Source organism: Haladaptatus sp. CMSO5 (assembly GCF_036689885.1).
Classification (GTDB): Archaea; Halobacteriota; Halobacteria; order Halobacteriales; family Halococcaceae; genus QDMS2.
In genome coordinates, this window is record NZ_JBAHVW010000001.1 from 1,720,030 (window position 1) to 1,745,740 (window position 25,711).

General features: G+C 60.4%; 25 protein-coding genes. 14 read left to right on the forward strand and 11 right to left on the reverse strand.

The features are described 5' to 3' along the window. Positions 1–104 precede the first annotated feature (104 nt). Positions 105–1,757 carry a long-chain fatty acid--CoA ligase gene (locus tag V5N12_RS09130; RefSeq protein ID WP_332898854.1) on the forward strand — a complete coding sequence of 551 codons (1,653 nt, stop codon included), beginning with the start codon at positions 105–107 and terminating at the stop codon, positions 1,755–1,757. Positions 1,758–2,044: 287 nt separating this feature from the next. Here the strand turns inward: V5N12_RS09130 and gdhB are convergent, their stop codons facing one another. The 3 genes from gdhB to tuf form a co-directional block, all read right to left on the reverse strand. Beyond that, complete coding sequence (gene gdhB, locus V5N12_RS09135; protein WP_332898855.1) at positions 2,045–3,343, reverse strand: glutamate dehydrogenase GdhB; 1,299 nt, start codon at positions 3,341–3,343, stop codon at positions 2,045–2,047. A gap of 263 nt (positions 3,344–3,606) precedes the next feature. Beyond that, positions 3,607–3,906, reverse strand: a complete 300-nt coding sequence (yciH, locus tag V5N12_RS09140; protein WP_442904934.1) for a stress response translation initiation inhibitor YciH — start codon at positions 3,904–3,906, stop codon at positions 3,607–3,609. 90 nt (positions 3,907–3,996) lie between these two features. Then, on the reverse strand, positions 3,997–5,262 hold the full coding sequence (gene tuf, locus V5N12_RS09145) for a translation elongation factor EF-1 subunit alpha (protein WP_332898856.1): 1,266 nt from the start codon (positions 5,260–5,262) through the stop codon (positions 3,997–3,999). Positions 5,263–5,385: 123 nt separating this feature from the next. Here tuf and V5N12_RS09150 point away from each other — a divergent pair, with 123 nt between their 5' ends. Next, positions 5,386–5,835 carry a luciferase domain-containing protein gene (locus V5N12_RS09150; RefSeq protein ID WP_332898857.1) on the forward strand — a complete coding sequence of 150 codons (450 nt, stop codon included), beginning with the start codon at positions 5,386–5,388 and terminating at the stop codon, positions 5,833–5,835. Between the two features lie 6 nt (positions 5,836–5,841). Here V5N12_RS09150 and V5N12_RS09155 read toward each other — a convergent pair whose 3' ends face one another. Continuing rightward, entirely contained in the window at positions 5,842–6,816 is a 975-nt protein-coding gene (locus V5N12_RS09155) for an oxidoreductase (RefSeq protein ID WP_332898858.1), read from the reverse strand. Positions 6,817–6,966: 150 nt separating this feature from the next. On the opposite strand from V5N12_RS09155, the gene V5N12_RS09160 reads away from it, so the two are divergent. The 3 genes from V5N12_RS09160 (at position 6,967) to V5N12_RS09170 (ending at position 9,219) form a co-directional block, all read left to right on the forward strand. Then, the gene (locus V5N12_RS09160) at positions 6,967–8,112 is read left to right on the forward strand and encodes an acyl-CoA dehydrogenase family protein (protein WP_332898859.1); all 1,146 of its coding nucleotides are present in this window, start codon (positions 6,967–6,969) and stop codon (positions 8,110–8,112) included. Between the two features lie 30 nt (positions 8,113–8,142). Next, complete coding sequence (locus V5N12_RS09165; protein ID WP_332898860.1) at positions 8,143–8,943, forward strand: N-acyl homoserine lactonase family protein; 801 nt, start codon at positions 8,143–8,145, stop codon at positions 8,941–8,943. Positions 8,944–9,045: 102 nt separating this feature from the next. Further along, positions 9,046–9,219 (forward strand): hypothetical protein, encoded by a 174-nt coding sequence (locus tag V5N12_RS09170; protein WP_332898861.1) that lies wholly within the window; start codon positions 9,046–9,048, stop codon positions 9,217–9,219. Here the strand turns inward: V5N12_RS09170 and V5N12_RS09175 are convergent. Both V5N12_RS09175 and V5N12_RS09180 read right to left on the reverse strand, forming a co-directional pair. Next, positions 9,216–11,708 (reverse strand): efflux RND transporter permease subunit, encoded by a 2,493-nt coding sequence (locus tag V5N12_RS09175; protein ID WP_332898862.1) that lies wholly within the window; start codon positions 11,706–11,708, stop codon positions 9,216–9,218. The two genes, V5N12_RS09170 and V5N12_RS09175, sit on opposite strands and share 4 nt — an antisense overlap. Then, positions 11,708–13,294 carry a COG1361 S-layer family protein gene (locus V5N12_RS09180; RefSeq protein WP_332898863.1) on the reverse strand — a complete coding sequence of 529 codons (1,587 nt, stop codon included), beginning with the start codon at positions 13,292–13,294 and terminating at the stop codon, positions 11,708–11,710. Before V5N12_RS09180 ends, V5N12_RS09175 begins: the two co-directional genes overlap by 1 nt. Before the next feature lie 386 nt (positions 13,295–13,680). Between V5N12_RS09180 and V5N12_RS09185 the strand changes: the two genes are divergently transcribed. The 6 genes from V5N12_RS09185 to V5N12_RS09210 all read left to right on the forward strand — a co-directional run bounded on the left by V5N12_RS09185 (position 13,681) and on the right by V5N12_RS09210 (position 19,654). Continuing rightward, positions 13,681–15,579 carry a 2-oxoacid:acceptor oxidoreductase subunit alpha gene (locus V5N12_RS09185; RefSeq protein ID WP_332898864.1) on the forward strand — a complete coding sequence of 633 codons (1,899 nt, stop codon included), beginning with the start codon at positions 13,681–13,683 and terminating at the stop codon, positions 15,577–15,579. Beyond that, positions 15,576–16,514: a thiamine pyrophosphate-dependent enzyme gene (locus tag V5N12_RS09190; RefSeq protein ID WP_332898865.1), complete on the forward strand. Its 939-nt coding sequence runs from the start codon at positions 15,576–15,578 to the stop codon at positions 16,512–16,514. Before V5N12_RS09185 ends, V5N12_RS09190 begins: the two co-directional genes overlap by 4 nt. A 68-nt stretch (positions 16,515–16,582) precedes the next feature. Continuing rightward, positions 16,583–17,011 carry an HTH-type transcriptional regulator LrpA1 gene (gene lrpA1 / locus V5N12_RS09195; protein WP_332898866.1) on the forward strand — a complete coding sequence of 143 codons (429 nt, stop codon included), beginning with the start codon at positions 16,583–16,585 and terminating at the stop codon, positions 17,009–17,011. A gap of 571 nt (positions 17,012–17,582) precedes the next feature. Then, entirely contained in the window at positions 17,583–18,068 is a 486-nt protein-coding gene (locus V5N12_RS09200) for an SRPBCC family protein (protein ID WP_332898867.1), read from the forward strand. Between the two features lie 32 nt (positions 18,069–18,100). Continuing rightward, positions 18,101–18,655 (forward strand): NAD(P)/FAD-dependent oxidoreductase, encoded by a 555-nt coding sequence (locus V5N12_RS09205; RefSeq protein ID WP_332898868.1) that lies wholly within the window; start codon positions 18,101–18,103, stop codon positions 18,653–18,655. A gap of 132 nt (positions 18,656–18,787) precedes the next feature. After that, complete coding sequence (locus tag V5N12_RS09210; RefSeq protein ID WP_332900086.1) at positions 18,788–19,654, forward strand: DMT family transporter; 867 nt, start codon at positions 18,788–18,790, stop codon at positions 19,652–19,654. Here V5N12_RS09210 and rtcA read toward each other — a convergent pair. Next, positions 19,626–20,645, reverse strand: a complete 1,020-nt coding sequence (rtcA, locus tag V5N12_RS09215) for an RNA 3'-terminal phosphate cyclase (RefSeq protein WP_332898869.1) — start codon at positions 20,643–20,645, stop codon at positions 19,626–19,628. The two genes, V5N12_RS09210 and rtcA, sit on opposite strands and share 29 nt — an antisense overlap. A 183-nt stretch (positions 20,646–20,828) precedes the next feature. Here rtcA and V5N12_RS09220 point away from each other — a divergent pair, with 183 nt between their 5' ends. Together V5N12_RS09220 and V5N12_RS09225 are read left to right on the forward strand one after the other, a co-directional pair. Further along, complete coding sequence (locus tag V5N12_RS09220) at positions 20,829–21,716, forward strand: hypothetical protein (protein ID WP_332898870.1); 888 nt, start codon at positions 20,829–20,831, stop codon at positions 21,714–21,716. A gap of 78 nt (positions 21,717–21,794) precedes the next feature. Next, positions 21,795–22,949, forward strand: a complete 1,155-nt coding sequence (locus tag V5N12_RS09225; RefSeq protein WP_332898871.1) for a tubulin/FtsZ family protein — start codon at positions 21,795–21,797, stop codon at positions 22,947–22,949. Between the two features lie 63 nt (positions 22,950–23,012). Here the strand turns inward: V5N12_RS09225 and V5N12_RS09230 are convergent, their stop codons facing one another. The 4 genes from V5N12_RS09230 to V5N12_RS09245 all read right to left on the reverse strand — a co-directional run bounded on the left by V5N12_RS09230 (position 23,013) and on the right by V5N12_RS09245 (position 24,985). Continuing rightward, the gene (locus V5N12_RS09230) at positions 23,013–23,165 is read right to left on the reverse strand and encodes a hypothetical protein (protein ID WP_332898872.1); all 153 of its coding nucleotides are present in this window, start codon (positions 23,163–23,165) and stop codon (positions 23,013–23,015) included. Positions 23,166–23,268: 103 nt separating this feature from the next. Further along, on the reverse strand, positions 23,269–23,823 hold the full coding sequence (locus V5N12_RS09235; protein WP_332898873.1) for a SprT family zinc-dependent metalloprotease: 555 nt from the start codon (positions 23,821–23,823) through the stop codon (positions 23,269–23,271). Positions 23,824–23,825: 2 nt separating this feature from the next. After that, positions 23,826–24,482 (reverse strand): helix-turn-helix domain-containing protein, encoded by a 657-nt coding sequence (locus V5N12_RS09240; RefSeq protein WP_332898874.1) that lies wholly within the window; start codon positions 24,480–24,482, stop codon positions 23,826–23,828. A gap of 335 nt (positions 24,483–24,817) precedes the next feature. Then, the gene (locus tag V5N12_RS09245; RefSeq protein ID WP_332898875.1) at positions 24,818–24,985 is read right to left on the reverse strand and encodes a DUF7331 family protein; all 168 of its coding nucleotides are present in this window, start codon (positions 24,983–24,985) and stop codon (positions 24,818–24,820) included. A 344-nt stretch (positions 24,986–25,329) separates the two neighbouring features. Here V5N12_RS09245 and V5N12_RS09250 point away from each other — a divergent pair, with 344 nt between their 5' ends. Next, positions 25,330–25,695 (forward strand): winged helix-turn-helix transcriptional regulator, encoded by a 366-nt coding sequence (locus tag V5N12_RS09250; protein WP_332898876.1) that lies wholly within the window; start codon positions 25,330–25,332, stop codon positions 25,693–25,695. Positions 25,696–25,711: the final 16 nt, after the last annotated feature.

Below are 25,711 nucleotides of genomic sequence, written 5' to 3' on the forward strand. Positions count from 1 at the left end.
GGTGTAGCGGTGGGAAAAATTGGTGCCACGTTCCGTGACTGTCTCGGTGTGTCACTGGCGTTGTGGTAACAAGAATCATAAGGCGGCGGCACCGTTTACCGTGTATGCCAGGTGGTACTGACCAGACCCTTCGACCATTTTTGTGGCGCGCAGAAAAGATGTATCCCGACCGCGAGATCGTCTCGCGGACAAACCGGGGTATAGAACGCTACACGTACACCGAGTTTGCAGACCGCACGGCGCAACTCGCAAACGCGATGACTGCGGCAGGTATCGAGGAGGGTGACCGCGTCGCCACCTTCTGCTGGAACCACCACCGTCACTTCGAGACGTACTTCGGGATTCCGACGATTGGTGCCCAACTCCACACGATCAACCCGCTGCTTCCCGACGAACACGTCCAGTACATCGTCGAAAACGCAGACGACCAGATAATCTTCGTTGACCCGTCACTGCTCCCGAAGCTCGAAGGCGCGGCAACGGACGCACCCGAATTCGACGGCGTCTCGGAGTACGTCGTGATGGACTCGGAAGTGCCGGACACGGACCTCGACAACGTCACGGACTACGAGTCGTTCATCGACGGCCACGACGCCGACTTCGACTGGCCGGTGCTCTCAGAAGACCAGCCTGCGGGCATGTGTTACACCTCGGGCACCACGGGCAAGCCAAAGGGCGTCGAGTACACCCAGAAGATGCTCTGGGCGCACACGATGATGACGCTCACCCCACAGGGCCTCGGCATTCACGACACCGACGTGGTGATGCCCGTCGTGCCGATGTTCCACGTCAACGCGTGGGGGCTTCCCTTCTCGACGACCGCCGCGGGCGCGAAACACGTCTATCCCGGCCCATCACCGAGCCCAGAGGACCTTGCGAACCTCATCGAGGAAGAAGGCGTCACCATCACCGCTGGCGTGCCAACCGTCTGGCTCGGCCTGATGGACTACCTCAAGAACAACGACGCGGACGTTTCTTCGCTCGAACAGGTCATCATCGGCGGCTCTGCAGCCCCCGAAGCGATGATTCGGTACTTCGAAGACAAGGGCATCGAGGTGCTCCACGCGTGGGGCATGACCGAGATGTCGCCAATCGGCTCTGTCGCGCACATGAAAGCCGGGCTGGAAGGCTTAGACGACGCTGGCTACATGGAAAAGCGCAAGACGCAAGGCCTGATGGTTCCCGGCCTTGAGTTCAAAATCGTCGGCGACGATGGCGAGGAGGTGCCGTGGAACGGCGAGGACTTCGGGGAACTCTGGATTCGCGGTCCGACCGTGACCCAAGAGTACTACAAGCGCCCCGATGCGAACGAAGAGGACTTCGAGGACGGCTATCTGAAGACCGGCGACGTGGTGAGCATCGACGAAGACGGCTACATGAAAATCGTCGACCGCGCGAAAGACGTCATCAAATCCGGCGGGGAGTGGATCTCCTCGGTCGAACTCGAAAACACGCTCATGGCTCACGATGATGTCGCAGAAGCGACCGTCATTGGCGTGCCCCACGAGCGCTGGCAAGAACGTCCGATTGCGTTCGTCGTTCCGGACGAAGGGATTGATGAAGCCGCGCTGAAAGACGAACTGCTCGCGCTCGTCAAAGACGAGTATCCTAAGTGGTGGGTGCCAGACGACGTGGTGCTCATCAAGGAAGTGCCGAAGACGGCGACGGGCAAGTTCGACAAAAAGGTGCTGCGCGACCAGTACGCTGATGCGTCGATGTTCGAAGGCTCCACGCCCGAAGACGCGGCACCAGAATAGCCGGTCGTCCAGCCACAATCATTATATATTTCCATGTAGTTTGTTAGCGAGTAGCACACGAACTATGTCGTTGAAAATAGTCATCGAACGTCGGGAACGCCTCCCCGTCGACGCATCCGTCTGCGATTTCGACCAACTCACTGAGGCGGAACAGCGCGCGTTACCGCGACTGTTGGACGGAGACGCACAGGGCAGAGACCTTTCGCCATCGCTCATCGGCGAGTTAGAACAGCGAGAATTCGTGAAGTTTACCGGCTTCTATCGGATTCGCGTTGTGGAACCGACGGTTATGGCCACACGCCCCGTGCCTGATGTGCCTCGGCAATCCGCCTGAGGCCAACGATATAGGCCGCATCGCGCCACGACACGTCACGCGTGTCGAACTCTTCTTTCACGCTTTCCCACGCCGTGTTCATCTCCGTCTCTAGCTCTTCGTTTACGCGGTCTAACGACCAGCGACGACGGTTGATGTCCTGGAGCCATTCGAAGTAGGAGACGGTGACTCCGCCTGCGTTTGCGAGGATGTCGGGGATGACGTGGATACCCTTCGCCTCGAAGATTTTGTCCGCGCCGGTCGTCGTCGGGCCGTTCGCGCCTTCGATGATGAGGTCTGCGGTCACGTTGTCTGCGTTGTCCTCGGTGAGGACGTTCCCGATGGCCGCCGGGATGAGCACGTCAACGTCGAGTTCGAGCAGTTCGTGGTTTTCGAGTTTCTGTGGCGCGTCGTACTTCATGACGGCTTCTGGCTCCTCTTCGTGCGTTGGCACGTCGTGGGTGTCGAGGCCGTCCGGGTCGTAGATTGCGCCGTTTACGTCGCTCACGGCGACGACGTTCGCGCCCCACGAGTCGAGCAGGCGAGCGGCGTTCGCGCCAACCGACCCGAATCCTTGGACGGCGACCGTCGTGTCGGAAAGCGGCATGTCGTAGTAGTCACACGCGAGGCGGGTGATGATGGCCACCGAGCGTCCGGGAGCCTCCTCGCGGCCGTAGGAGCCACCGATGACCGGCGGCTTGCCGGTGACGACGCCAGGCGTGGTCTCGCCTTCTTGCATCGAGTAGGCGTCCATAATCCACGCCATCGTCTGAGCGTCGGTGCCCATGTCAGGTGCGGGAATGTCCTGCATCGGGCCGATGGCGTCGCGCAGTTCCTGGGTGAACCGCCGGGTCAGGCGTTCTTTTTCGTCGTCTGAGAGCTTTTTCGGGTTCACGACGATGCCGCCTTTTGCGCCGCCAAAGGGGAGGTCCATCACGGCGCACTTCCACGTCATCCACATCGAGAGACCGATGCACTCGTCCTCTGTGACGTGCGGGTGGAAGCGAAGGCCGCCTTTGTACGGGCCACGCACGGCGTCGTGCTGGGAGCGGTAGCCGGTGAACACGTCAAGGCTGCCGTCGTCGCGCTCTAGGGGGACGGCGACGCGGTGGACGCGGGCGGGATGGTTCAGACGTTCGACGATGTTCTCGTCGATGTCGAGGTGTGCGGCGGCCTGTTTGAGTTGGCGTCGGGCCGTGGCGAGCGCCGACTCGGTATCTTGTTCTGTCACTTCGTCAGTCTCCTCTCGATTGGGGGGTAGTGTTGTGGACATGACTCAGATGAGCGCACAGGGACACCCGCGTGCGTCTTGCCCGGCAATGAGCCAGTGAGGGCCTGCCGAACAACGGCGGGTGCTCTGCGGACTTACACCATTGAACCCCCCTTCCCACCGCCGACTAATAATATTAATGACCTTATGTTATATTAACACGCGCTAGGAGCATTGGTTCACACACTGTCGAGGTTCCCCATCATCCCATGAGAGAGCGAGTCACGAAAAATGACGAATCGGCGCGGCCGCTCTAGCACACGTCCTCAGTCGAGGACGGCGAAGCCTTCTGCGGCCAACAGCGCGGGCAACCGGTCGCGGTGATTGCCCTGCAGTTCGATGGTGCCGTCCTCAACCGTCCCGCCAGTTCCGAGTTTCTTCTTGAGCGTCGAGGCAAGCTCTTTGAGATTAATCGAGGAGTCGAAGCCTTCGATGATGGTTACCGGCTTGCCATAGCGTCGGCTCTCCGTTCGAATTCGGAGTTTCTGTTCACTTCGAGCGAGGTCTTCACCGAGCCCAAAGTCGTCTGGCAGGTTGAGTATCGAGCTGAAATCGTCCTTTGCCACGAGGGAGGTATGGTTCCCGAGTACGATACGTGTTGCTAGCAAATAGCGTACAGTCTCAATTGCTAGCAGTTCCGCCGAAAAACAGCAGACTTAGCGCTCGTTGACCGAGAGCACTTTTCCGGCCGCGATGGTCTGGCCCATGTCGCGCAGCGCGAACGAGCCGAGTTCCGGAATCTCAGAGGATGGCTCGACCACGAGCGGTTTCTGCGGGCGCATCGTCACGACGGCGGCGTCACCGGCCTTGATGAAGTCCGGGTTTTCCTCTGCAACCTCACCGCTGGCTGGATCGATTTTCTGATCGATTGATTCGACCGTGCAGGCGACCTGTGCGGTGTGGGCGTGGAGAACCGGCGTGTAGCCCGCCGTAATCACCGACGGGTGTTGCATCACGACGATTTGCGCTTGGAAGGTCTCTGCGACTTTCGGTGGGTCATCCGAGGGACCTGCAACGTCACCGCGGCGGATGTCGTCTTTGCCAATCCCCCGGACGTTGAACCCGACGTTGTCGCCGGGGCGCGCCTCCGAGACTTCCTCGTGGTGCATCTCGATGGATTTCACTTCGCCCGTCGCATCAGAGGGCATGAACGTCACGCTCTTGCCGACTTCCAAGATACCCGTTTCTACGCGCCCGACCGGCACCGTCCCGATACCGGAGATGGTGTACACGTCCTGAATCGGCACGCGAAGCGGCGCGTCCGTCGGCGGCTGTGGCTCTGGGAGCGCGTTCAGCGCCTCTAAGATGGTCGGCCCGTCGTACCACGGCGTGTTATCGCTGTGTTCTGAGACGTTGTCGCCCTCGAACGCCGAGGTCGGGATGAACGTCGCGTCCTCAGAGCGGAAGCGCACCTGTTTGAGGAGGGTTTTGACTTCCTCTACGACGGCTCGGTACTCGTCTTCTGAATAGTCAACGACGTCCATCTTGTTGACGGCGACGATGAGTTCTTCAATCCCGAGGGTGCGCGCGAGGAACACGTGCTCGCGGGTCTGTGGCGCCACACCGTCGTCTGCGGCGACGACGAGAATCGCGTTATCCGCCTGCGACGCGCCAGTAATCATGTTCTTCACGAAGTCGCGGTGACCCGGCGTGTCCACGATGGTGAAGTAGTACTTGTCCGTGTCGAATCGCTGGTGGGCGATGTCGATGGTGACACCGCGTTCGCGTTCTTCTGCGAGGTTGTCCATCACGTAGGCGAACTCGAAGCCGGTCTTCCCTTTCTCTGCGGCTTCCTCACGGTACTGCTCGATGACGTGGTCTGGAACGCTCCCCGTCTCGTAGAGGAGTCGCCCGACCAGTGTGCTTTTCCCGTGGTCGACGTGGCCGATGACGGCCAGGTTCATATGCGGTTTATCTGCCATGGTAATCACCCACGACGTGGGTTCCCCACGCGTGTCAATGTATATTCACCACGATTAATGAAAAACGTATCGTGCATCGACGCGAGAACGACCGTTATTGCTGCAGCCGCCCTATCTACCCCAATGGCCACCTCACTTCCACCCCTCGACGGCCCACTTGCAACCGTCCTCGAGACCGTCTCCGCGTGGCCCGACGTCAACGCCCACGGCCACCGATTCGGCGGTGTCGAGTTCACGCTCGCAGGCCGCGAAATCGGCCACCTCCACCGCAACGGTATGACCGACATTCCGTACCCAAAACGCCTCCGCGACGCGCTCGTTGACGCCGATTTGACTGGCCCACACCACCTGTTTCCCGACTCGGGATGGACGACGTACTACGCCACCGACGAGGCAGGCGCAGTCCGTGCCGTCTGGTTGCTCCGGGCGAACTACCTCTACCACGCGCTCATCTTCCGGAAGAAACCCGACCACGAGGAACTCGCGGACATGGACGTTGTGGCAGCGCTTGACGAACTCGACCCGCCTGCCCCAGCGCGCGCGGTGTACGAAAGCCTGCTCGCACGGTCGTAATCGTCCTCACGCCAGCGGCACGTCGAAATCGTACTGGACGCCGGTGAACGATTCCGACGCCTGCCACAGTCGGGCTGTGGCGTCTGTTTCAGCCACCGCGGGCAGCGGAAGCTCCGTTGGCGGGCCGCGCATCTCGAAAAATCGACTTGGCCCATAGAAGCGTCCGCCGACCACGTCGGGAGCCGTCGCCGCGTACAGCACGTACACGGCACCGTACGCCGGGGACTCCGCGAGCAGATGATTCAACAACCGATAGACGAGTGGCCGGAAGCGTCCCCCGTCCATCGAGACCCCGTGTGACTGAAGGTTGGTCGCTGCCCACCCTGGATGCGCGGCGACGCTCAACACGTCGCATCCAGCCTCGTCGAATCGGCGCTGTAATTCGACAGCGAACACAAGATTCGCCAGTTTGCTCTGTGCGTACGCGCGATAGCGGTCGTAGTCGTCTTCGCTCTGTAAGTCCTCGAAGTCGAGTCTGCCCTGTCGCTGGAAGAAACTGCTTAGCGTAACCACGCGGGCCGCTTTCGATCTCGTGAGTAGCGACACCACCAGTCCGGTCAGTGAGAAGTGACCGAGATGGTTCACGCCGAACTGGAGTTCGAACCCGTTTTGCGTCGTGCGGTAGGGCGAGTGCATCACGCCCGCATTGTTCACGAGGATGTCGAGGCGGTCGTGACGGTCTTTGAGCGCGTCTGCGAACCAGTGAATCGCAGACAGGTCGGCCAAGTCGAGTTCGAGCACTTCGAGCGAGGCGTCCGGGTGAGCATCCGCGATCTCGGCGCGCGCCGCGTGCCCGCGCTCGACGCTTCGGCAAGCGAGGACGACGTGCGCACCCTTCTGCGCGAACGCCCGCGCGGTCTCGAAGCCAATCCCGCTGTTCGCCCCGGTCACGACTGCAGTCTTGCCAGTCAGGTCGGGCATCTTCGAGACCTCCCACCACGTGTCGGTCATCGCAATCGAACTGAGAGTGGTGTGTGCCATGGGCGACGCATGGTACTCCCTGCGAGGCGACGCCGAATGAAGCTATCTTCAGGATGTGTGAATCTCCGGGCTGTGGACTCGCTTGACGCTCCGTCAAGCAATTTCTGCACCCGCGCCGAGCTATAATAGGCTGGCTTCCCAACGGTGCGTATGGACTTACTCGACGCCCAAATTGTCCCCGAGTACGCCCGTGACGTGAAAGCAGAAGCCCGTGCCTTCGCAGAAGAGTACATCGCGCCAAACGCGGCCGATGCCTTCGAACGCGGTGAGTATCCGTGGGAGATACTGCAGGCAGGGATGGATGCCAATTTGATAGCCCAGGACATCCCCGAAAAGTACGGTGGTCGCGGCCTCTCGCTCCACGAAACGCTCGCGATTGCAGAGGAATTTTTCAAAGCCGATGCGGGCATCGCCCTCACCCTCCAACTCGCCAGTTTCGGCTGTGAACTCGTCTACGAATACGGCAGCGAAGAACAGAAAGAGACGTTCCTCCGGCCGGTCGCGGAGAACGAACAAATCTCCGGGCTCGCCGTCTCGGAACCCCAGACAGGGAGCGACCTCGCAGGCATGACCACCACCGCCGAAAAACGCGACGACGAGTGGGTGTTGAACGGTGAGAAGTACTGGGTTGGCAACGCCGTCGAAGCCGACTGGCTCACCATCTATGCGAAAACCGGCGACGGCGAAGACCGCTACGGCAACTACTCGCTGTTCATCGTCCCGACCGACGCGCCCGGATACGAAGCAGAACACATCCCCGAGAAGATAGGCATGCGCGCCTCGAAGCAGGGCCACATCGTTTTAGACGACTGTCGCATCCCGGAGGAGAATCTGGTCGGCTTCGAGGGGGCCGGCTTCTACATGCTCGCTGAGTTCTTCAACCACGGCCGCATCGTCGTCAGTGGTCACGGCATTGGCCTCGCGGCCGCCGCCATCGAAGAGGCGTGGGAGTTCACCCACGACCGCCAAGCGTTCGGCCGTGACGTGAGCGAGTTCCAAGCCGTCCAACACGACCTCGCAGACATGCGTTTAGAGTTCGAGGCCGCGCGGTCGCTTACGTGGCGCGCGGCAGACATGGTCGCCGCAGAGGAGAACTCCGGCTTGTGGGCGGCCATGGCGAAGACGAAAGCGACAGAAACCGCGGTTTCGGTGGCAGAACGCGCCATGAACCTCCACGGCGGGAGGTCTGTCCTCTCGGAACGCCGGATCGCCCGCGTCTACCGTGACGTGCGCATTCCCGTCATCTACGAGGGGGCGAACGCCATCCAGCGCAACCTCATCTACCGGCAGGGCTGAGCTTTTACTGACAGCGGTTCAAGGAGTTTTATGGGAACGACGTCTCTCACCCTTGTAGACCGGGGAACCATCAGCGCAGACCTGAACTTCGTCTTAGACGGCTACGTCATGGGAACCGCAGCCGAGCCGAATCCGGAGCAGGCCTACGAAGACTTCGCCGTCTGGAACCTCGTTATCGACCATCCCGACGCGACAATCCTCTGGGACACTGGCCCACACCACGACGCCGCAGACGGCTACTGGCCCGACCCACTCTATCAGGCGTTCACGCCGAATGACCCGGCGAACCACCGGCTCGACGACGACTTAGACGCCGCTGGCTACGACCTCACGGACATCGATGCAGTCGTGATGAGCCACTTGCATCTCGACCACGCGGGCGGCCTCCACCACTTCGCCGGGACGGACGTGCCCATCTACCTCCACCGCGAGGAGATTCCCTTCGCCTACTTCAGCGCGAAAACGCCGGAAGGCTCTGTGGCATATCTCGCGAGCGACTTCGACCACGACCTGAACTGGCAGCTCGTCCACGGTCACCGCCACACGCTGTTCGACGGGGTTGAACTCCACCACCTGCCCGGGCACACGCCCGGCTTGCTCGGGGCGCTTCTCCACCTCGACGACGAGTCGGTTATCGTCGCCGGTGACGAGGTGTACCTCCGCTCGAACTACGAGGACGCGTGGCCGATGGCAACCAGCCTCCTCTGGAGCAATCAGGCGTGGGAAGACAGCCTCCACCGCGTGCGAGAACTCGAACGCCAACACGACGCTACCGTCCTCTTTGGCCACGATTTGTCGCAGTTCCACGACCTCCAGGAACGCTGGGGCTAATCATAGAAACAGTCATGCTGTCTGGAAACATCATATAATATGACTGTCAGTAGTTCTGGGGAACGGGCAGGGGGGAATATGAAGACACAGAGGATACGCTTGGTGGTTGGGGCGGTCGCATTCGGGATTGCGTTGTACGTGTTTTGGCTCTTGTTACGCGGGCCGTTTTTCACGAATGAGTTTCTCGCGCCACTCGAAATGACCTCGGCGCTCATCGCGTTCATTCCATCGACGTTCACCGCGGTGTGGGGGCTTTCGCCCCTGCTCAACGACTAGTCGTCCGCCGGAACGCCCGTTCCAGCAGGCGCGTGCGTTGGCATGCCGCGGTTGAAATACCGGTCCCACACGACGAGCGTGGACGGGAGGATAATCATCGACGCTAGGAACGAGTAGACGACGCTGAGCGCCGTGAGCGTCCCGAACTGGCCAATCGCGGGGAACACGGAGAGGAACAACACCCCAATCCCGAACACGGTGGTGAGCATGCTCCCCGTGAGCGCGCCACCGGTGCCAAGCACCGTCCGTTCGAGCGCGGGCATCGTCGCGCCCTGCTCGTGGAGTTCATCTACGAACCGGTGGACGACGTGGACGGAGTAGTCGATGCCAAGCCCGATGGTGATGGCGAGAATCGTCGCCGTGAAGGCGTTAAACGAGATGCCGAGATAGCGCATCGTCCCCGCCAACAGCGCGACCGTAATCACGATTGGGACGACGTTCGCGAGACCGAGCGACGGCCGTCCTTCGAGCACCCAGAAGATGAACATCAGGAAGACGATGGTACCACCGAGCGCCACCGCGAGGCTCACCAGCGCCGAGTTCAAGATGAGGTCGGAGATGGCCTGGAAGACGATGGTGCCCCCCGTCGCGGTTGCGGTGTAGCGGAACTGGGAGGCAAGCGCATCACCGTCTGCGGCGATTTCTTTCTGTGAGGCACTCGACTTCACCGAGTAGACCGCACGGGTGCTCCGGCGGTCTTCGCTCAGGTAGCGAAGCGTTTCGGCGCGCGATGTGGAACTGAGCAGGTAGTCGTACACCTCGCCTAAGTTGTCGTCGGGAATCCCGTTGCCGTCTAAGTCGTTTCTGGCGACGAGTGCGGCAAACTCGGGGTCGCTCGCTGCGCGGCTCTGGATGACGTTGATGAGGCTCTGGCCTTCTGCGTGTCTGCCGTCGCGGATGAACGACGACGGCGGGTCAACGCTCCCGCGGTGGAGTGCTTCGAGTGCGAGGTCGTTCTCCATTGGCCCCTGTATGTATATCGTGACGGAACTGTCCTGACTCGCCTCGAAGTTGTCCTCTAAGAAGTTGAGCGTCCCGACGATGGTGTACTCGCTCGGCTTGAACGGCTCTGGTAGGCTGGAGAGGTAGACTGGCGTTTCCTCGGGTGGCAAGAACTCCTCTTGGGTGAACGAGGTGTCGATACCCGTCGCGTAGTACGCAGAGCCCATGCTCACCAACACCATGACGACGAGGAAGGCGCGTGGGGCCCGCTTTGCGATGAACACGCCACCGGTCAGCGCGCGGCCAAGGCGCGACCCTTCGCTGCCGAGGGGCGTCTGGCTGAAGGTCGGAATGGGATACTTCGTACGCGCTCGGTCGAGCGCAACCTTCGCAGACGGGAGGAAAATCCCGAACACGAGGAAGGTGAAGATGATACCGACACTCGCGACGATACCGAAGTCACGAATCGGGAGCAGTTGACTCGTCAGATTCGACATGAAGCCGATGACCGTCGTCGTCGTGACGATGAAGAAGGCAACGAGCAACTGCCTTCCCGTCACCGTCATCGACTCGTCGATACCCTTGCCCGTGACGCGCTCTTCGCGGTAGCGGTTGACCGCGTGAATCCCGAAGTCGATACCCACCGCCAACATCAAGGGTGGCACCGCAATCAGAATCTGGTTGAACGCAATCCCCGCAAGGCCCATGAACCCGAACGTCCAGATAATCGCCATCGCGAGCGAGACGACCCCGAGCAGCAGGTCCATCAGGTCGCGGTAGGCGAACACGAGGAAGAATATGATGAAGATGACCGCCGCGGGCACCACGATAATCATCGTATCGACGATGACCGAGGAGAACTCATCGGAGATGATCCCGCTGCCGAACACGCGGATGTCGCCGCCTTGTTGGGTGGCGATGCGGTCCATCTCGACTTGGATGCTCGTAAGCGGCGAGGCCCCACCCGTCCCGGCCCCCTGACTCAACTCAAGCGGTAAGTCGTGTTGGACGACAGCGATGGTCGAGGAGGCGTACGCCTCGTTTGGGTTGAAGTCGTTGCTGAGCAAGCCCTCGAAACCGGGGCGAGACGCTGCCGTCCGCACGGCCGTCCGAATCTGGATTGGCGTGGCGCGTTCGAGCGTCATAATCTGGGCTTCGAGCGTCGTCGCGTTCGGGTTTATCGTCTGGGCGACGATGGCTGCGGCACTCGACGTACTCGAAATCCGTAGGTGTTCGCGGTCGCGCATCTGCTCTTGGGCGCGTAACATCCGCAACATCCCCTGTTTCGAGAGGACGTTTTCGTTCGTCTGGATGAGCTGCGTGCTGCCGCCACCTGTCGAGAACGCGGGTGAGAACTCGGTGTTGATGGCTTGCAGTGCCTCCTCTGCCGGAACCTCTTCTGCGAACTGTTCTGTTCCGGCTTCCGTTTCGACGCTGCTGAGGCCGACGGCGAACAGCGCGCTCAGGATGAGAAAGGCGAAAATGACTTGCAGCGACCGCTCGACGATGAGGTGGTCAGCCCAATCGAGGAGGCGGCTCGTGTCCATTATTGCCGCCGGTAGAGGACGTAGAGACCAATCAATGCGATCGCGATCGCCCCAACTGCGATGGGAATGACCGGGAGGCCACCGCCCTCTGGTTCGTTGACCTGCACCGGCAGTTGGTAGGTGTCAGAGAGCTTCGTATCACCCTGCTCGTTGTCGTACTGGAAGTCCATCGAGACGGGGTAGTTCTTTTCGAGTGCGGCACCGTCTGCGCTCACAGCGAACTCGATGGTCGCCGTCTCGCCGGGTTCGAGCGACTGGATGAACGCCTCGTCGTCGCTCGTCGAGAGGGGGCTGTCTGCGAACAGCTTTGCCGAGATGTCAGAGAGCGTCTCCTCGCCGTTGTTGGTCACGGCGACTTCGAGGGTCGTACTCTGCCCGCCAGTGACGGTGGCGTTGACTGCCTCGACGTTGAACTCCTTTAGCTTCTGGCCAACGGCGACCTGCGTGTCGAGCGGGTCGCTCTGGCGCTTTTCACCCTCGTTGTTGCGGTATTCTACGTGGAACGTGAACTGGCGTGGGCCTGCGCTCGCTTCCTCACCGACTTCGATATCGAATGCGAAATCGCTTGCCTGTCCGGGTTCGAGCGTTCCAAGTGCGACTTCCGTCTCCACTGGGTTCAGGTTCTGCGTCTGGGTATCGATGACGAGCACGGCGTTTGCTGCGACGACATCGCCGGTGTTCGCAACTTGGCCGCGGAGCGTCCCTTCAGCATCGACGCGAAGGTTGCTCTCGACGTTTCCAATCTCGAACTCCTGTGCGCCGCCGGGGACAAACCCGGTTGCGAGTGGGCTTGATTGGACTTGCTCGCCATCTTCGTTCTCATAGGCCACGGTCGTCTGGAGCGAATACGATCGGCGTTCTGCGTCGTCTGCGACGTTCACGCGGTAAGTGACGGATTTCGTCTCACCGGCTGCCCACGAGCCAACGAATGACTCTGCGCTCTGTGCGCCCGCCCCGAGAGTCACGTCCGAGTTCGGTGACTGGACGGAGAGGGTCGCGTCTTCGGCCGGAGCGCTCCCGACGTTCTGGACGCGAACTGTGACCGTACCGGAGTCACTGACCGAGGCGTCACTTGTGGTGCCGACGATTTCGAAGCGCGATTCGTCTTCGACCACGATGGTCACGTCGTGTGTTTCGGTCACGCTGCGCTGTTGTTGGACGAACGGACTCCGGTCAGAAATCTGGTTGGTGTACGTGTAGGACACCCGAATCGGAATGGTGTAGGTGCCGAGTGCGGCGTCTTCATCGACGACGATGGAGAACGGGATGGGTGGACTCGTCCCTTCGGGGACGGAGCCTGCGGCGACTTTGCCCGATTTAATCGTAATCGGCGCGCTGCTCTCGCGCATTTCGAGCGTGGTTCCGCGGGCGGTCGTGACCCGGGCTTCGTTTGCGGGACTGCCGCCGCTGTCTATGTCACCCGTGTTTTGAATCGTGACCGACAGTTGGGTTTTTTCGCCCGGCGTTACTCGGTTATCCGAAAGATAGAGGTCGAGGTCTGGTGACCCACGGACCGACGCCGCGACGACGCCCGGGGCGACGGCTGCGACGAGGAGCAGTAAGACCACTGCAATAGTCCGCTTCATCTATTCCTCCAGAACTCACTGTGAATACCCAGCGTTTGCATGCCGAGAGTGTCGTACCCTGTACGTATAAGGTGGTGTGAACGATTACAAACGGGAAAGATGTTTGTTTGGGTGTCGGCTTCTCAAACGCCAAAATTCTCGACTATTCGGTTTTGGCACACTCCCTGTCAAATCAATCGACTCACACGACGGAGCGTGCCCACACCGCATGCAAAATACATACGTAAGAGGCGTCCCAACCCACTCCCTGACGCCGCGTTCCTGGGTTATCTTTCGTGTTAATATATACCAATACCTCATAATTAATCTGTGCCAATGGATGGCAAATTCTTTAATCACAAGGCGTCAATCTTCGCTATGGCCCACACAGGCGCCGTGATTTCTCAATGACTGAGGACCTTGTATGGCGAATCGCTGGTGGTTCGGGGGACGGGATTGACTCGACCAGCCAGAACTTCGCAAAGGCCCTGATGCGTGCAGGTCTGCACGTATTCACGCACCGTCACTACCCATCGCGGATTCGCGGTGGTCACACCTACGTCGAAGTCCGCGCGAGCGAAAATCCCGTCAATTCGCGCGGCAACGGCTACAACTGCCTCCTCGCCCTTGGCGACTCCTTCGCACGCAATCCAAAGGAGAACGCCATCTACGGCAACGAGGAAATCAAGCCGCTCGCAGAGAACTTAGACGAACTGAACGAAGGCGGCATCATCGTCTACGACGAAGGCCTCATCGACGTTTCTGAAGTTCCGAACTTCGAGGCGCGCGTAGAAGAAAACGACTGGAACGTCTACCCGATGGACCTTCGGTCGCTCGCTCGCGAACACGGCCGCGAGGTCATGCGCAACACCGCTGGTGTTGGCGTGACCGCCGCGCTCCTCGATATCGACCTCAAACACATCAAGGAGCTCATGCGCGACGCCATGCGCGGCGACGTGCTCGAAGCCAACCTGGACATCCTGCAGGAAGCCTACGACATCGTTTCCGAAGAGGAGTTCAGCCACGACCTTCGCGTCCCAACGGGCAACCACGACGAAGACCAAGTGCTCATCTCGGCAAGCGCATGTATCGCCTACGGCGCGCTCGACGAGGGCTGTCGGTTCATCTCGGGCTACCCGATGACGCCGTGGACAGAAGTGTTCACGATCATGTCTCAGAACCTGTCGCAGTTCGGCGGCATCTCTGAGCAGGTCGAAGACGAAATCGCTGCCGCGGCCCTCGCTATCGGTGCCAGCCACGCTGGCGTCAAATCGATGAGCGGGTCGTCCGGTGGCGGCTTCGCCCTGATGGGCGAGCCACTCGGCCTCGCGGAGATGACCGAAACGCCGGTCGTCCTCATCGAGGCAATGCGCGCAGGTCCATCCACGGGGATGCCAACGAAGCCGGAGCAATCCGACTTAGAGTCCATCCTCTACTCCAGTCAGGGTGACTCGAACCGCATCGTCTTCGCGCCCGGCAACGCCGCAGAGGCCTACGATCAGACGCGCGAGGCGTTCCGCATCGCCTACGAGTACCAGATTCCGTCCATCATCGTCATCGACCAGAAGGTTTCCGGCGAGATGGTGAACGTAGACGAGTCCTTCTTCGACCGCGAGCCGAACCCATCGCTCGGGACGGTTCTCTCAGAAGACGAAATCGCCAAGGCCGCCCACCACGAGTCGGGCAAGTTCAAGCGCTTCCTTCACGACACCGAAAACGGTGTCAGCCCGCGCACGATTCCGGGCCAGAAGGGTGGTCGTTTCCTCGCAGCCGGGAACGAGCACTCAGAGGAGGGGCACATCAGCGAAGACCCAGTCAACCGCATCAACCAGATGGCTCGTCGCGCCCAGAAGCTCGACTCCATCCGTGAGGACTTAGACTCCCAAGAGTCGAGCAACCAGACCACGTTTGGTCCGGAGGACGCAGAGTACGGCATCATCACGTGGGGCTCCCAACAGGGTGCCGTCATGGACGCCGTTTCCACGCTCAACGACGCGGGCCACTCGGTCAAAGGCCTCGGCGTGAGCGACCTGATGCCGTTCCCGAAGAACGACCTCGCTGCGTTCTTAGAGAGCGTCGACAAGGCTATCGTCGTCGAAATGAACGCGACCGGTCAGTTCCGCGGCCTCGCCCGCAAGGAACTCGGGCTGTACGGCGAGAAGATGTCGAGCCTTCTGAAGTTCGACGGCAACCCGTTCATCCCGCGTGACATCGTCACGGCGTTCGAAGAGACAATCGTCGAAGGCAAGGACGACGTTTCGAACGAGCGGACGAAGTACCTTCCAGAAGCAGGTGTTACCCAATGAGTGTATTCAGCGCAATCGGTGAAGAGCGCGAGATTGACAGCAACGAGTTCACGCCCGGCATCGAACCGCAGGCGACGTGGTGTCCAGGCTGTGGTGACTTCGGTGTCCTGAAGTCACTGAAACAGGCCATGCCCGAAGTCGGCCGCAGTCCAGACGAGGTGCTCATGGTCACCGGTATCGGCTGTTCGGGTAAGCTTTCGTCCTACTTCGAGAGCTACGGATTCCACACCTTACACGGCCGCAGTCTGCCAATCGCCCGCGCGGCGAAGCTCGCAAACCCCGGCCTCGAAGTCATCGCCGCTGGCGGTGACGGTGACGGCTACGGGATTGGTGGCAACCACTTCATGCACACCGCCCGCGAGAACCACGACATGACCTACATCGTGTTCAACAACGAGATTTTCGGCCTCACGAAGGGCCAGACCTCGCCAACGAGCCCGAAAGGTCACAAGTCGAAGACCCAGCCCCACGGCAGCGCAAAGGACCCAGTCCGCCCACTGTCGCTGGCGCTCGCCTCCGGTGCGTCCTACATCGCCCGCACCGCCGCGGTCAACCCGAATCAGGCGAAGGAAATCATCAAGGAAGCCATCGAGCACGACGGCTTCGCCCACATCGACTTCCTCACCCAGTGTCCAACGTGGAACAAGGACGCCCGACAGTACGTCCCGTACGTGGACATCCAGCAGTCTGACGACTACGACTTCGACACCCACGACCGCCGCGAAGCCGCGGACATGATGTTCGAAGCCGAAAACGCTCTCCACGAGGGACAGGTGCTCACCGGTCGCTTCTACGTCGACGACGAGCGTCCCTCCTACCAGCAGGAGAAGCAGGCAACCGGCGAGATGCCGGAAGAACCGCTCGCAGAGCGCTACTTCGACGAAGACTACGAGTGGGAGCGCACCGCAGACTCCCTCTTAGAGCGCCACAAGTAACTTTCCAACTCCGATACGGAGTTTTCTTTAACGGAAGATATTTTTTCACGGACGGAAAAGTGCGTCTCATGAGCGCGGAGTCTACGGAGAATCGCATTCTCGCCGTTCTGGAGAAAGACGCACAGGCGTCGTATGCTGAAATCGCTGAACTGGCGGGGGTCTCGAAGCCGACGGTTCGCAAGTACATCTCGAAGCTCGAATCTGAGGGCGTCATCGTGGGCTATTCTGCCGATGTTGATCCGAAGAAACTCACGAGCCAGACCATCGCCCTCGTCGGCATCGAGGTGGCCTCAGAGCGCTACGTCGAGGCGACGCGGGCGCTGACCGAACTCGACTCGGTCGAATCACTGTTCTCCTCAAGTGGCGACCACATGCTGATGGCAGAAGTGCGCGCCCCCGACGGCGCGTCGGTTGGCAAAGTCATCTCTGAAGACATCCTTTCTATCGACGGCGTGACGGCGGCACACCCCTCCTTCCTCCAAGAACGGCTGAAGTAAGCCGCGGACTCACGAAATCCGCAAACCGTTGGTCAGACAGTCTCTTTTTCGATTCTCACTCGGCCATCGTTTTCGAAGACGAACGTATAGCCAGCATAATTGGAAATTCGGTGCGTCACGGCTTCACCTCCGTTTATCGAGAGGTCTACGAAATACGTCGATTCACTGTCGAATTCATCCGTGAAATCAACTGACTCGCCACTGGTGAGATTGACTTCAGTGTCAAGTACGGTCGAATTCGACCCACCTTCCTCCCTGCGTAGCGTTATCGAAACGGTTTGTGGCCCGGTGGATTCAGATACCAACTTCAACCGCGGCGAAATTTCCGGATTCGGCGTTTGAGTCGTTGGTGCCTGTGTCTGTGTCGTCTCTGTTGGGGCTGTCCCGGAGAGGGTCGTACAACCACTGAGCAGAACTAACCCCACCAAACACAGGAGGACGGTGTATCTTTGAAACCACTTCAGGAGATCCCGAATACTGTCAAAAATGCTGATGATTGGATAAGCTTTCTGCACGAGACAACCCAACGTCCACCACCGAAGATTTACGTCTCACTTCCCTACCCAGAGCCATGCCCGTATTCGAGCGCGAGACGCGTGTTCGTGCCCCGTTCAGCGAGGTGTGGGCGTTTCACTCTCGTATCGAGGGACTTGAGGCGCTCACCCCCGACTGGCTGCACCTCACCATCGAATCGGTGACTGGCCCAGGTGGCGAGCACGACCCCGAAACGCTCGCCCCCGGAACGCGCATTTCGATGTCACTTAGACCGTTTGGCGTCGGCCCGAAACAGCGCTGGACGTCGGTCATCACGAAGCGCACGGAGGCTGAGGAGAGTGCGATGTTCGAGGACATCATGCAGGGCGGGCCGTTCGCGCGGTGGAAACACACCCACTCGTTTCGCGAAGACGGCGCGGACACTATCGTCCACGACCGCGTTGAGTACGAACTACCCGGCGGCAAACTGGGAAGGGCGGTCACTCCGTTTTCATCCGTTGGCTTCGAAGGCATGTTTCGCGGCCGCCACCGGGCGACGAAGCGCGCGCTCGAACAGGCCTAACCCTTTTTCCTGCAATTGGCGTATGCCACACTATGACAGACGTTACTATCATCGGCGGCGGCCCAGCCGGTCTGAGCGCCGCGCTGTTCACGGCGAAAAACGGCCTCGAGACGGTGGTGTTCGACACGGACAAAACCGCCCTCCACTACGCGTATCTCCACAACTACCTCGGTATCGAGGAAATCGACGGTGACGAGTTCCTCCGTGTCGGCCGCGCACAGGTAGACGCACAGGGCGCAAACCGCCGTGACGAAGAGGTGACGGCGGTAGAGCAAACCGACGATGGCTTCCGCCTCACGACCGATCGCGGCGAGTACGACGCGACCTACGTCGTGTTTGCCACGGGCGAGTCCCGTGATGTAGCGACGGAACTGGGCTGTGACCTGAACGACGACGGAACCATCTCGGTCGATTCTGATAACGAAACGTCCGTGGAAAACGCCTACGCCGCGGGGTGGGCCGCGCGGAAAGACAAGATTCAGGCGGCTATCTCGGTCGGCGGCGGCGCGGCGGCCGCCCTCGACATCCTCTCGAAAGAGCAGGGCAAGCCGTTCCACGACTTCGACACGCCGGACGACGACGAGTAATCGAACTTTCCTTCTTTCTCAGCCCGGAAAACCGCACCCAGTCGCCCGCATCAGACCCATACACGTAAGAGGCGACCACCACCACTTCACGGTGTGACCGACTGGGCTCGCCTCGAAACGCGCATCCCGCCAATGGCCGCGCTCGCCGTCGCCATCGTGGCGGTGAGCACGAGCGCCATTCTCGTCCGGTGGAGCAGCGCACCGAGCCTCGTCAAAGCCTTTTATCGCGTCCTGTTCACCCTCGCGTTGCTCGCCCCAGTTGCGGCGACGCGCTACCGCGACGACCTCCGCCGACTCTCCCCCCGCGACCTGTTCTTTGCGTCCCTCTCGGGCGTCGCCCTCGCCGTCCACTTCGCAACGTGGTTCGAGAGCCTGAACTGGACGAGCGTCGCCGCCTCCGTCACCCTCGTCCAATCCCAACCGCTTTTCGTCGCGCTCGGGGCGTTTTTCTTGCTCTCAGAGCGCGTCACCCGTCGCACCGTCGTCGGCATCGGCATCGCCCTTGCCGGGATGCTCGTCATGTCGCTCGGAGATGTGCTGACCGGCGCGACCGTGACGGGTTCGAACCCACTGCTCGGCAATGCGCTCGCCGTGGCGGGTGCGATTACCGCCGCCGCCTACGTCCTCGCCGGGCGCTCGCTGCGCCAGCGCATCGCGCTCGTCCCGTACGTCACCGTCGTCTACGGCGTTTGTGCGGTGGTGCTTCTCGCGCTCACGCTCGCGGAGGGTGAACCCCTCACGGGCTACCCCACAAACGAGTGGCTCCTCTTTTTTGCGATGGCGCTCGGGCCAGGTATCTTCGGCCACACCGTCATCAACTGGGCGCTCGCCCACGTCGAATCGAGCGTGGTGAGCGTCTCACTGCTTGGTGAACCTGTGGGGAGCACGCTCCTCGCCCTTTTCTTACTCGCAGAAGTTCCGACACCGCTCACGGTGGTCGGCGGAGCCGTCGTTCTCGCCGGAATTTACGTTACGACGACGGCGCGGAACACCGAATGAGGCCGGTTTCTACCTCGCGTACGTCGATGTCGTAGCCGAACTGCGAAATGACCTCGCGGTTGGTTTCGACGTGTCCGGACAGGGTGGGTGCGACGAACTCACCGCCTGCGAGCGCGAGCCAGAGCAGCAACTGGTCTGCAAGAAACGAATCGACGGTCGCTCCGGTCGCGTGAAACGCTCGGAAGGCGTTGACGGCGGCCGCGGCGACTTTCTCTGCAGTCTTTCCCTTCTCTCCGAGCGTGTCGAATCCCACGACCGTCGCATCGTAGGCCGCCCGCACGAGCAGCGACGACCCTGGCGAGGCGCTTTCGACGGTGGTCACGGATTGGGCGGCCACCTCGTGTCCGTCGGCTTCGAGCAGTCTGCGCGCTTCGATTGCTTGCCGCTCTGCGACGTTCGCCTTCCGGAGGTGCGTCGAGGCTTTCGAGGTAATCGCAATCGCGTTGAGGTCGCCACGCACTGGCATGGAGAGTGGTGCCAGCGTAGAGGGTGCGAGCGTCAGTGTAGCCTCGCCGCCGCCGACGGGATAGAAGCCGGTGCGGTCGACTCTAAGCGACGCATCGAGGCCAAAGTGGGCGAGCAATGGGAGTTTGACCTGGTCGTACCACGCGACTGTCGGTGCCCACTGCACGTCCGTACCGCCCGTTGCTCGCACCGTGAGCGGTTCGTCGATGGCGACGGCGAGCGGGAGCAGCGCGTCGAACAGGAGCGTGAGGCTCCCTGCGGTGCCGATATCGACGCTGAACTCACCGCCGGTCGGGGCAGCCGGTTCGAAGGTGAGCGTCTCGGTGCCGACCGAGATGTCGCTCACGGTCGCATCACAGATGGTGGCGAGCGTTTCGACGACCGCGCAGTGTTGGCGTTTCAGGCCGGGCGTCGGGCGTGCGGTGCGAATGTCCTCTACGGTGACAGGCGTTCCGGAGAGCGCGCTGAGGCTCAACGCAGTTCTGAGTATCTGCCCGCCGCCGGTTTGTCCCGAAACGATTCGCATCATGCTCTTTCGGTGGGCGGCAGAGAAAGGTCTGTTGTCGGCCCACCGCGATTGGCTCCGATGTGCACTCATCAATTTTCACCCGACTTCTTGAGAAAATATGTCAGACCAGAAGATATTTACAACCAGTTGATGAGTCATACTTGGAAACATATGGGATTTGATGCACTTTCTCGGCGGCGAATGTTACGGAGTACAGGGCTGTTGGTCGGTGCTGGTGCGATGGGTGGACTCGCGGGGTGCAGTTCGATTCCGTTCGTCGGCGGCGACACGTCGTGGACCAATTGGCTCCCAGAGCCCGGCACCTTCCGTAACCAAGACCACTACCAAACCTACTACATAGAGCCACAAGACATCGCGGAGTACGAAGACGAACTCGACGACGGATACGACTTATTCGAAGACTTCTTTTCGCCACCGGGCGCGCTTGACGTGGACTTCGATGAAGTCGAAGGCATGGTTATTGCCCCAACAATGCGGGTGTTCATGGGCTCGTTCACCGTCGAAGACGTGGTGAACGAACTCGAAGACGCGGACTTCGATGAGGATGACGAATACGAGGGCTACACCCTCTTTCTCGGACCGGAAGAAAACTTCGGCAGTCGTGCAGCAGCAGGGGTGTCAGATAGCACGCTCCTTTACGGCTCTGCGTCCGAAGACGGTCCGATAGACGGACTCGAAACGCTCATCGACACCTCGAACGGCGAGGAAGATCGGTACATGGCCGAAAGTGAAGATTTCGCCACGCTCGTGGACGAACTCGGCGGTGGCCATTTCCTGTACGCGATCACACACGAGGAAACCGAGATTGACGACCCCGAGAACGGCCAGTTCGAACACGAGGTGGCGCGTGGGGCGCGAATTCAATTCGATGCTGAAACGTCGTCCAGAAAATGGGTTCGCGTCTTCGAAGAAGCAGACGACGTAGACCTTGGGGACGTCGAAGACTGGGTTGACGAAAACGATGGGAGCGACGAGGCGTTCGACGACTACGACGACATCTCCGTCTCCCAGTCGGGACGGGCCGCCGTCGTCACCGGAACGATTGACACGGATGACGTGTTCAACTGAGTCGGGCACCTGACTGTCCACACAGTTGATTTTTTCTCCTTTCCCGACGTTCTAGACTGCGTTCTTTGGGGGATACGAATGAAAGTCGCACTCATCGGGGTTGGGCAGGCGGGGGGAAAAGTGGTCGAAGCACTCATCGAATACGACCTGAAATCGCGCGGCGGCTTCGTTGCCGCGGCGATTGCCGTGAATACGGCGAAGGCGGATTTGCTGGGGCTCAAACGAATCAGCGAGCGCCACCGCGTTCTGATTGGCCAGTATCGCGTGAAGGGCCACGGCGTCGGAGCCGACAACGAACTCGGCTCTATCGTCGCTACTGAAGATATTGGAGAGGTGCTCTCTGTCATCGATGACATCCCGCTGCACAACGTGGATGCGTTCCTCATCGTCGCCGGACTCGGCGGCGGCACGGGCAGCGGCGGTGCGCCAGTCATCGCCCGCGAGCTAAAACGCCTTTACACCGAACCCGTCTACGGCCTTGGTCTCTTGCCAAGCCCCGACGAAGGCGGTATCTACACGCTGAACGCCGCCCGCTCGTTCCAGACGTTCGTCCGCGAGGTGGACAACCTCCTCGTGTTCGACAACGACGCCTGGCGACAGAGCGGCGAGAGCGTCCAAGACAGCTACGGAGAGATGAACGCGGAGATTGCACGCAGACTCGGTTTGCTGTTCAGCTCTGGCGAGGCGACGAACGGCCTCGTCCCCGAGAGCGTCGTCGATGCGAGTGAACTCATCAACACGCTCGGGTCGGGCGGCGTCTCCACGATTGGGTACGCCGTCGCGGAAGCGAGTCGGCCACAAGGCTTGCTCGCGCGCTTCAAAGGCGACGAGAAGCCGGACGACAACGCGACCAACCGCGTGCTGTCGGTCGTGCGCCGGGCGGCACTCGGCCGACTCAGTCTGCCGTGCAACATTGAGAGCACAGAGCGAGCACTCCTCATCGTCGCAGGCAGACCCAAACACTTAGACCGAAAGGGAATCGAACGCGGACGCAAGTGGCTCGAAGCAGAGACCGGGAGCATGGAAGTGCGCGGCGGCGACTATCCGATTGAGGACACAGACCACCTCGGTGCGGTTGTCCTCCTCTCGGGGGTGTACGATGTCCCGCGCATCAAAGAACTCCAGCAAGTCGCCATCGAAGCTCAGCAGAACATGGCAGACCGCGCTGAGTTCGCCCCCGATGCGCTCGCGTCGCTCATGGATACGGATGAGACGATAGAACCGCTGTTCTAGGGTGATTGCGTTACAGAAAACTGGCTCATACGGAATCGGTTCGTGGGCCGGACTGGTACTGAATCACGCGTCGTCCGTGCGGTGGCTCCACACCATCTCTTGGAGGTACTCTCGTGTCGTGTCTGTCCCGCCGTCGGCTGTCAGGTTCGTGTCTGTGACCAAGGGGACGAGTGGTGCGCCGGTATTCTCGCCGTCGGTGTAGGCTGCTGGTGTCATGATGCGTCTGTGTCAATGGGGAAGACGTAGATAAATGTAATGGTCGTTCATGTAGAATCTGAATATTTGTATAAGGTGTTTAATCATTATGAATTTGTGGCCACTACCACTCGTCGCCAATTCGCCTGCGGGCGCGTTCGTAGCCATCGTGTGACCGCCACGACTCACCCGACTCACGGTGCGTAACGCGAAGGGGACTGCGACAGGCACCACACCGATAGCGCCCCGGATTCGTCACGACCGCAGAGGCACGATGGCGCTCTGCGTGCCAGTCACACGACTCGTCTGCACACGCAAGGGCGAGGCGGCCGTCGGTGAACCGTTCGCAGGTGCGCGGCGCGTTCACCTCGCGGGCTTTCTGCCGAAAACGCGAGCCATGATTCGACGCACCGAACTGCTGGAACTCCCACGCGTGGACGAGTTCGTGGCGGACGACGCCCGAAAACTGCTCCCAGCCGTACGCCTCAAAGGCGGCCCACGTCAGGCGGATTGTCACCGCACCGGTTTGTGGGTTGTAGAGACACTGGCCCGCGCGACGGCGCGCTCGCTCAGAAACCTCCCAGGACACCGTCGAGTAGTCGATTGGCAACGCCACCGTTTTCGCGTAGCGTTCTGCTCGTTCTACGAGCTGTGTACGGCTCGTCGCTCCCGAGTCCATCCTTACTTGTTCGCCCGCTCTACGAGCGAATGGCCGACCAGCCGCTCGGTTCCACGCCGAAGCCGCTCTGAGGCGGCCTGACTCGACACGCCGAGTTGCGCTGCTAAGTCTGCAAGCGAGACCTTCCGCGGAATCTCGAAGTAGCCGGACTCGTGGGCGGCGAGGAGCGCATCTTGCTGGCACTCCGTGAGGTTGTAGGCGGCCTCTTCGGTTGAGGAGTCGATCTGGTTGTAAATGGTGTAGAGTTTCACGTCGACGCCGACTTCCCCACACCGCGTTCTGAACTCCTTGAACGTCTCGCGGTCTGGAAACTGCATCTGCAGGAACCAGCCCTCGTCCGTGCCTTTGCCTTCGAGCATCACCGCGTCGAGTTCGACGTACGCCTGATGGACGGTGGTTGCTTTTCCGGTTTCGGTCAGCTCGACGCGATAGAGTCGCTTGTCGTCGACTTCATGTAACACCGATGGTGACGTGATGGTCGGGTCTGTCTCGAGTGCCTCCTCGAACGTTTCGAAGTTCTCGCTACACGCCCAGAACAGAAAGCGGACGACGCCGGAGGGGAGCGCCCGTTTTTCTTCGACGGTAACCACGGCGTCTGCGTTGCTGGTCAACGCCTCTTGGAGCACTGGAGTATCCAGATGCACTTCGACGAAAATCATCGCTGGGCTCGCGTTCTTATTCGGTGTTCGTTGCTCCCGTTTGAGTGGTCAACCCCCCCACGACCATCGATGAAATCCCCGGAAGACGCCCCTGCCGTGTGAACAAGTACACGCTCACAAGTTCCCTCCACGCTCATAGATACTCTAAGGCTTTCGAGAGCCGGTAAATAATTGTTGTTCGTACCATATCGTGTTGACAGAACAGACAGCATCGTTGGCAGTTGGTTAGGGACTCTCACCGCTCACCAGTGGTGGAAACACACGACATCGCAATAGCGACCGTGTGCGAAAAACCGCACACAGTCACTTCGTTTTCACAGGATACAGACTTACACTCAGACGCTCGCCGTAATCGAGATCGCCTCGTCTGTTTGAATCCATGCCTCCGGGTTGGTTCGGTCGTAAATTACGATTTCACCCGTTGTGAGTTTGAGCTGTCCGTACTCAAGGTAGTCATCGGCTGGAGGTTCGTCCTGGCGTTTCGGGTCAGTTGTGGGGGTCATTTGGTATGGTAGCAGTGGGGTGTCTCACGCTACGTCCACTGCTACCAACCCCTAGGTCATAACCCTTGCTACCATATGTCATACTATTGTCTGACCAATCGTGAACAACTCCGCGCTCAGTCTGCCAACCCAACCGTTCGCACGTGTTCATCGAGCGCGGTCTCGCTCTCGAACACCCTGCCACACGCGTGACAGGTGTGGCGTCTCTCAGCCTCGTCCATGCTCTCCTCTACGCTCAGACCCCGGTAAAGCGTGTCGTCGAGTGAACATCCGGCACTATAGTTACACTTGGTTAGTAAGTACCTCGAAGTAACCTTTTAGTGCTGGCCCGTGTATCACCCTCCATGAACGATGAAACAGCCCCACTCGCCGTCTGGTGTGCGGGCGAGGAGTGGTGTCCAATCACCTCGACGGCGACGATTCTCGGGAAAAAGTGGCACCCAGTCATCATCCACCGTTTGCTGAAACACGGCCCGTCTGGGTTCAACGCGCTCAAAGACGCCGTCGATGGCATCTCCGCAAAAGTGCTTTCGGACAGCCTCGAAAACTTAGAGGAGTACGGCTTGGTCAACCGGGCGGTCATCAGCGAAAAACCGTTTCGCGTCGAATACTCGCTGACTCCCCGTGGCAAGTCGCTCGAACCCATCATCATCGCCATGCACGACTGGGGGAAAGAACACCTCATGCCGGCAGACGAACCGGCACAATAGCGTCAGTATCTCTCAG

What these genes read in the sequence shown, in the direction of transcription:
- V5N12_RS09250 (WP_332898876.1), top strand. Translation starts at nt 25,330, where the DNA reads ATGAACGATGAAACAGCCCCACTCGCCGTCTGGTGTGCGGGCGAGGAG.
- V5N12_RS09175 (WP_332898862.1), bottom strand. Translation starts at nt 11,708, where the DNA reads ATGGACACGAGCCGCCTCCTCGATTGGGCTGACCACCTCATCGTCGAG.
- V5N12_RS09240 (WP_332898874.1), bottom strand. Translation starts at nt 24,482, where the DNA reads ATGATTTTCGTCGAAGTGCATCTGGATACTCCAGTGCTCCAAGAGGCG.
- rtcA (WP_332898869.1), bottom strand. Translation starts at nt 20,645, where the DNA reads ATGCGAATCGTTTCGGGACAAACCGGCGGCGGGCAGATACTCAGAACT.
- V5N12_RS09155 (WP_332898858.1), bottom strand. Translation starts at nt 6,816, where the DNA reads ATGGCACACACCACTCTCAGTTCGATTGCGATGACCGACACGTGGTGG.
- V5N12_RS09245 (WP_332898875.1), bottom strand. Translation starts at nt 24,985, where the DNA reads ATGACCCCCACAACTGACCCGAAACGCCAGGACGAACCTCCAGCCGAT.
- V5N12_RS09235 (WP_332898873.1), bottom strand. Translation starts at nt 23,823, where the DNA reads ATGGACTCGGGAGCGACGAGCCGTACACAGCTCGTAGAACGAGCAGAA.
- V5N12_RS09185 (WP_332898864.1), top strand. Translation starts at nt 13,681, where the DNA reads ATGACTGAGGACCTTGTATGGCGAATCGCTGGTGGTTCGGGGGACGGG.
- V5N12_RS09160 (WP_332898859.1), top strand. Translation starts at nt 6,967, where the DNA reads ATGGACTTACTCGACGCCCAAATTGTCCCCGAGTACGCCCGTGACGTG.
- V5N12_RS09165 (WP_332898860.1), top strand. Translation starts at nt 8,143, where the DNA reads ATGGGAACGACGTCTCTCACCCTTGTAGACCGGGGAACCATCAGCGCA.
- V5N12_RS09220 (WP_332898870.1), top strand. Translation starts at nt 20,829, where the DNA reads ATGTTACGGAGTACAGGGCTGTTGGTCGGTGCTGGTGCGATGGGTGGA.
- V5N12_RS09200 (WP_332898867.1), top strand. Translation starts at nt 17,583, where the DNA reads ATGCCCGTATTCGAGCGCGAGACGCGTGTTCGTGCCCCGTTCAGCGAG.
- V5N12_RS09205 (WP_332898868.1), top strand. Translation starts at nt 18,101, where the DNA reads ATGACAGACGTTACTATCATCGGCGGCGGCCCAGCCGGTCTGAGCGCC.
- V5N12_RS09150 (WP_332898857.1), top strand. Translation starts at nt 5,386, where the DNA reads ATGGCCACCTCACTTCCACCCCTCGACGGCCCACTTGCAACCGTCCTC.
- V5N12_RS09225 (WP_332898871.1), top strand. Translation starts at nt 21,795, where the DNA reads ATGAAAGTCGCACTCATCGGGGTTGGGCAGGCGGGGGGAAAAGTGGTC.
- V5N12_RS09190 (WP_332898865.1), top strand. Translation starts at nt 15,576, where the DNA reads ATGAGTGTATTCAGCGCAATCGGTGAAGAGCGCGAGATTGACAGCAAC.
- lrpA1 (WP_332898866.1), top strand. Translation starts at nt 16,583, where the DNA reads ATGAGCGCGGAGTCTACGGAGAATCGCATTCTCGCCGTTCTGGAGAAA.
- gdhB (WP_332898855.1), bottom strand. Translation starts at nt 3,343, where the DNA reads ATGTCCACAACACTACCCCCCAATCGAGAGGAGACTGACGAAGTGACA.
- tuf (WP_332898856.1), bottom strand. Translation starts at nt 5,262, where the DNA reads ATGGCAGATAAACCGCATATGAACCTGGCCGTCATCGGCCACGTCGAC.
- V5N12_RS09180 (WP_332898863.1), bottom strand. Translation starts at nt 13,294, where the DNA reads ATGAAGCGGACTATTGCAGTGGTCTTACTGCTCCTCGTCGCAGCCGTC.
- V5N12_RS09130 (WP_332898854.1), top strand. Translation starts at nt 105, where the DNA reads ATGCCAGGTGGTACTGACCAGACCCTTCGACCATTTTTGTGGCGCGCA.
- V5N12_RS09210 (WP_332900086.1), top strand. Translation starts at nt 18,788, where the DNA reads ATGGCCGCGCTCGCCGTCGCCATCGTGGCGGTGAGCACGAGCGCCATT.
- V5N12_RS09230 (WP_332898872.1), bottom strand. Translation starts at nt 23,165, where the DNA reads ATGACACCAGCAGCCTACACCGACGGCGAGAATACCGGCGCACCACTC.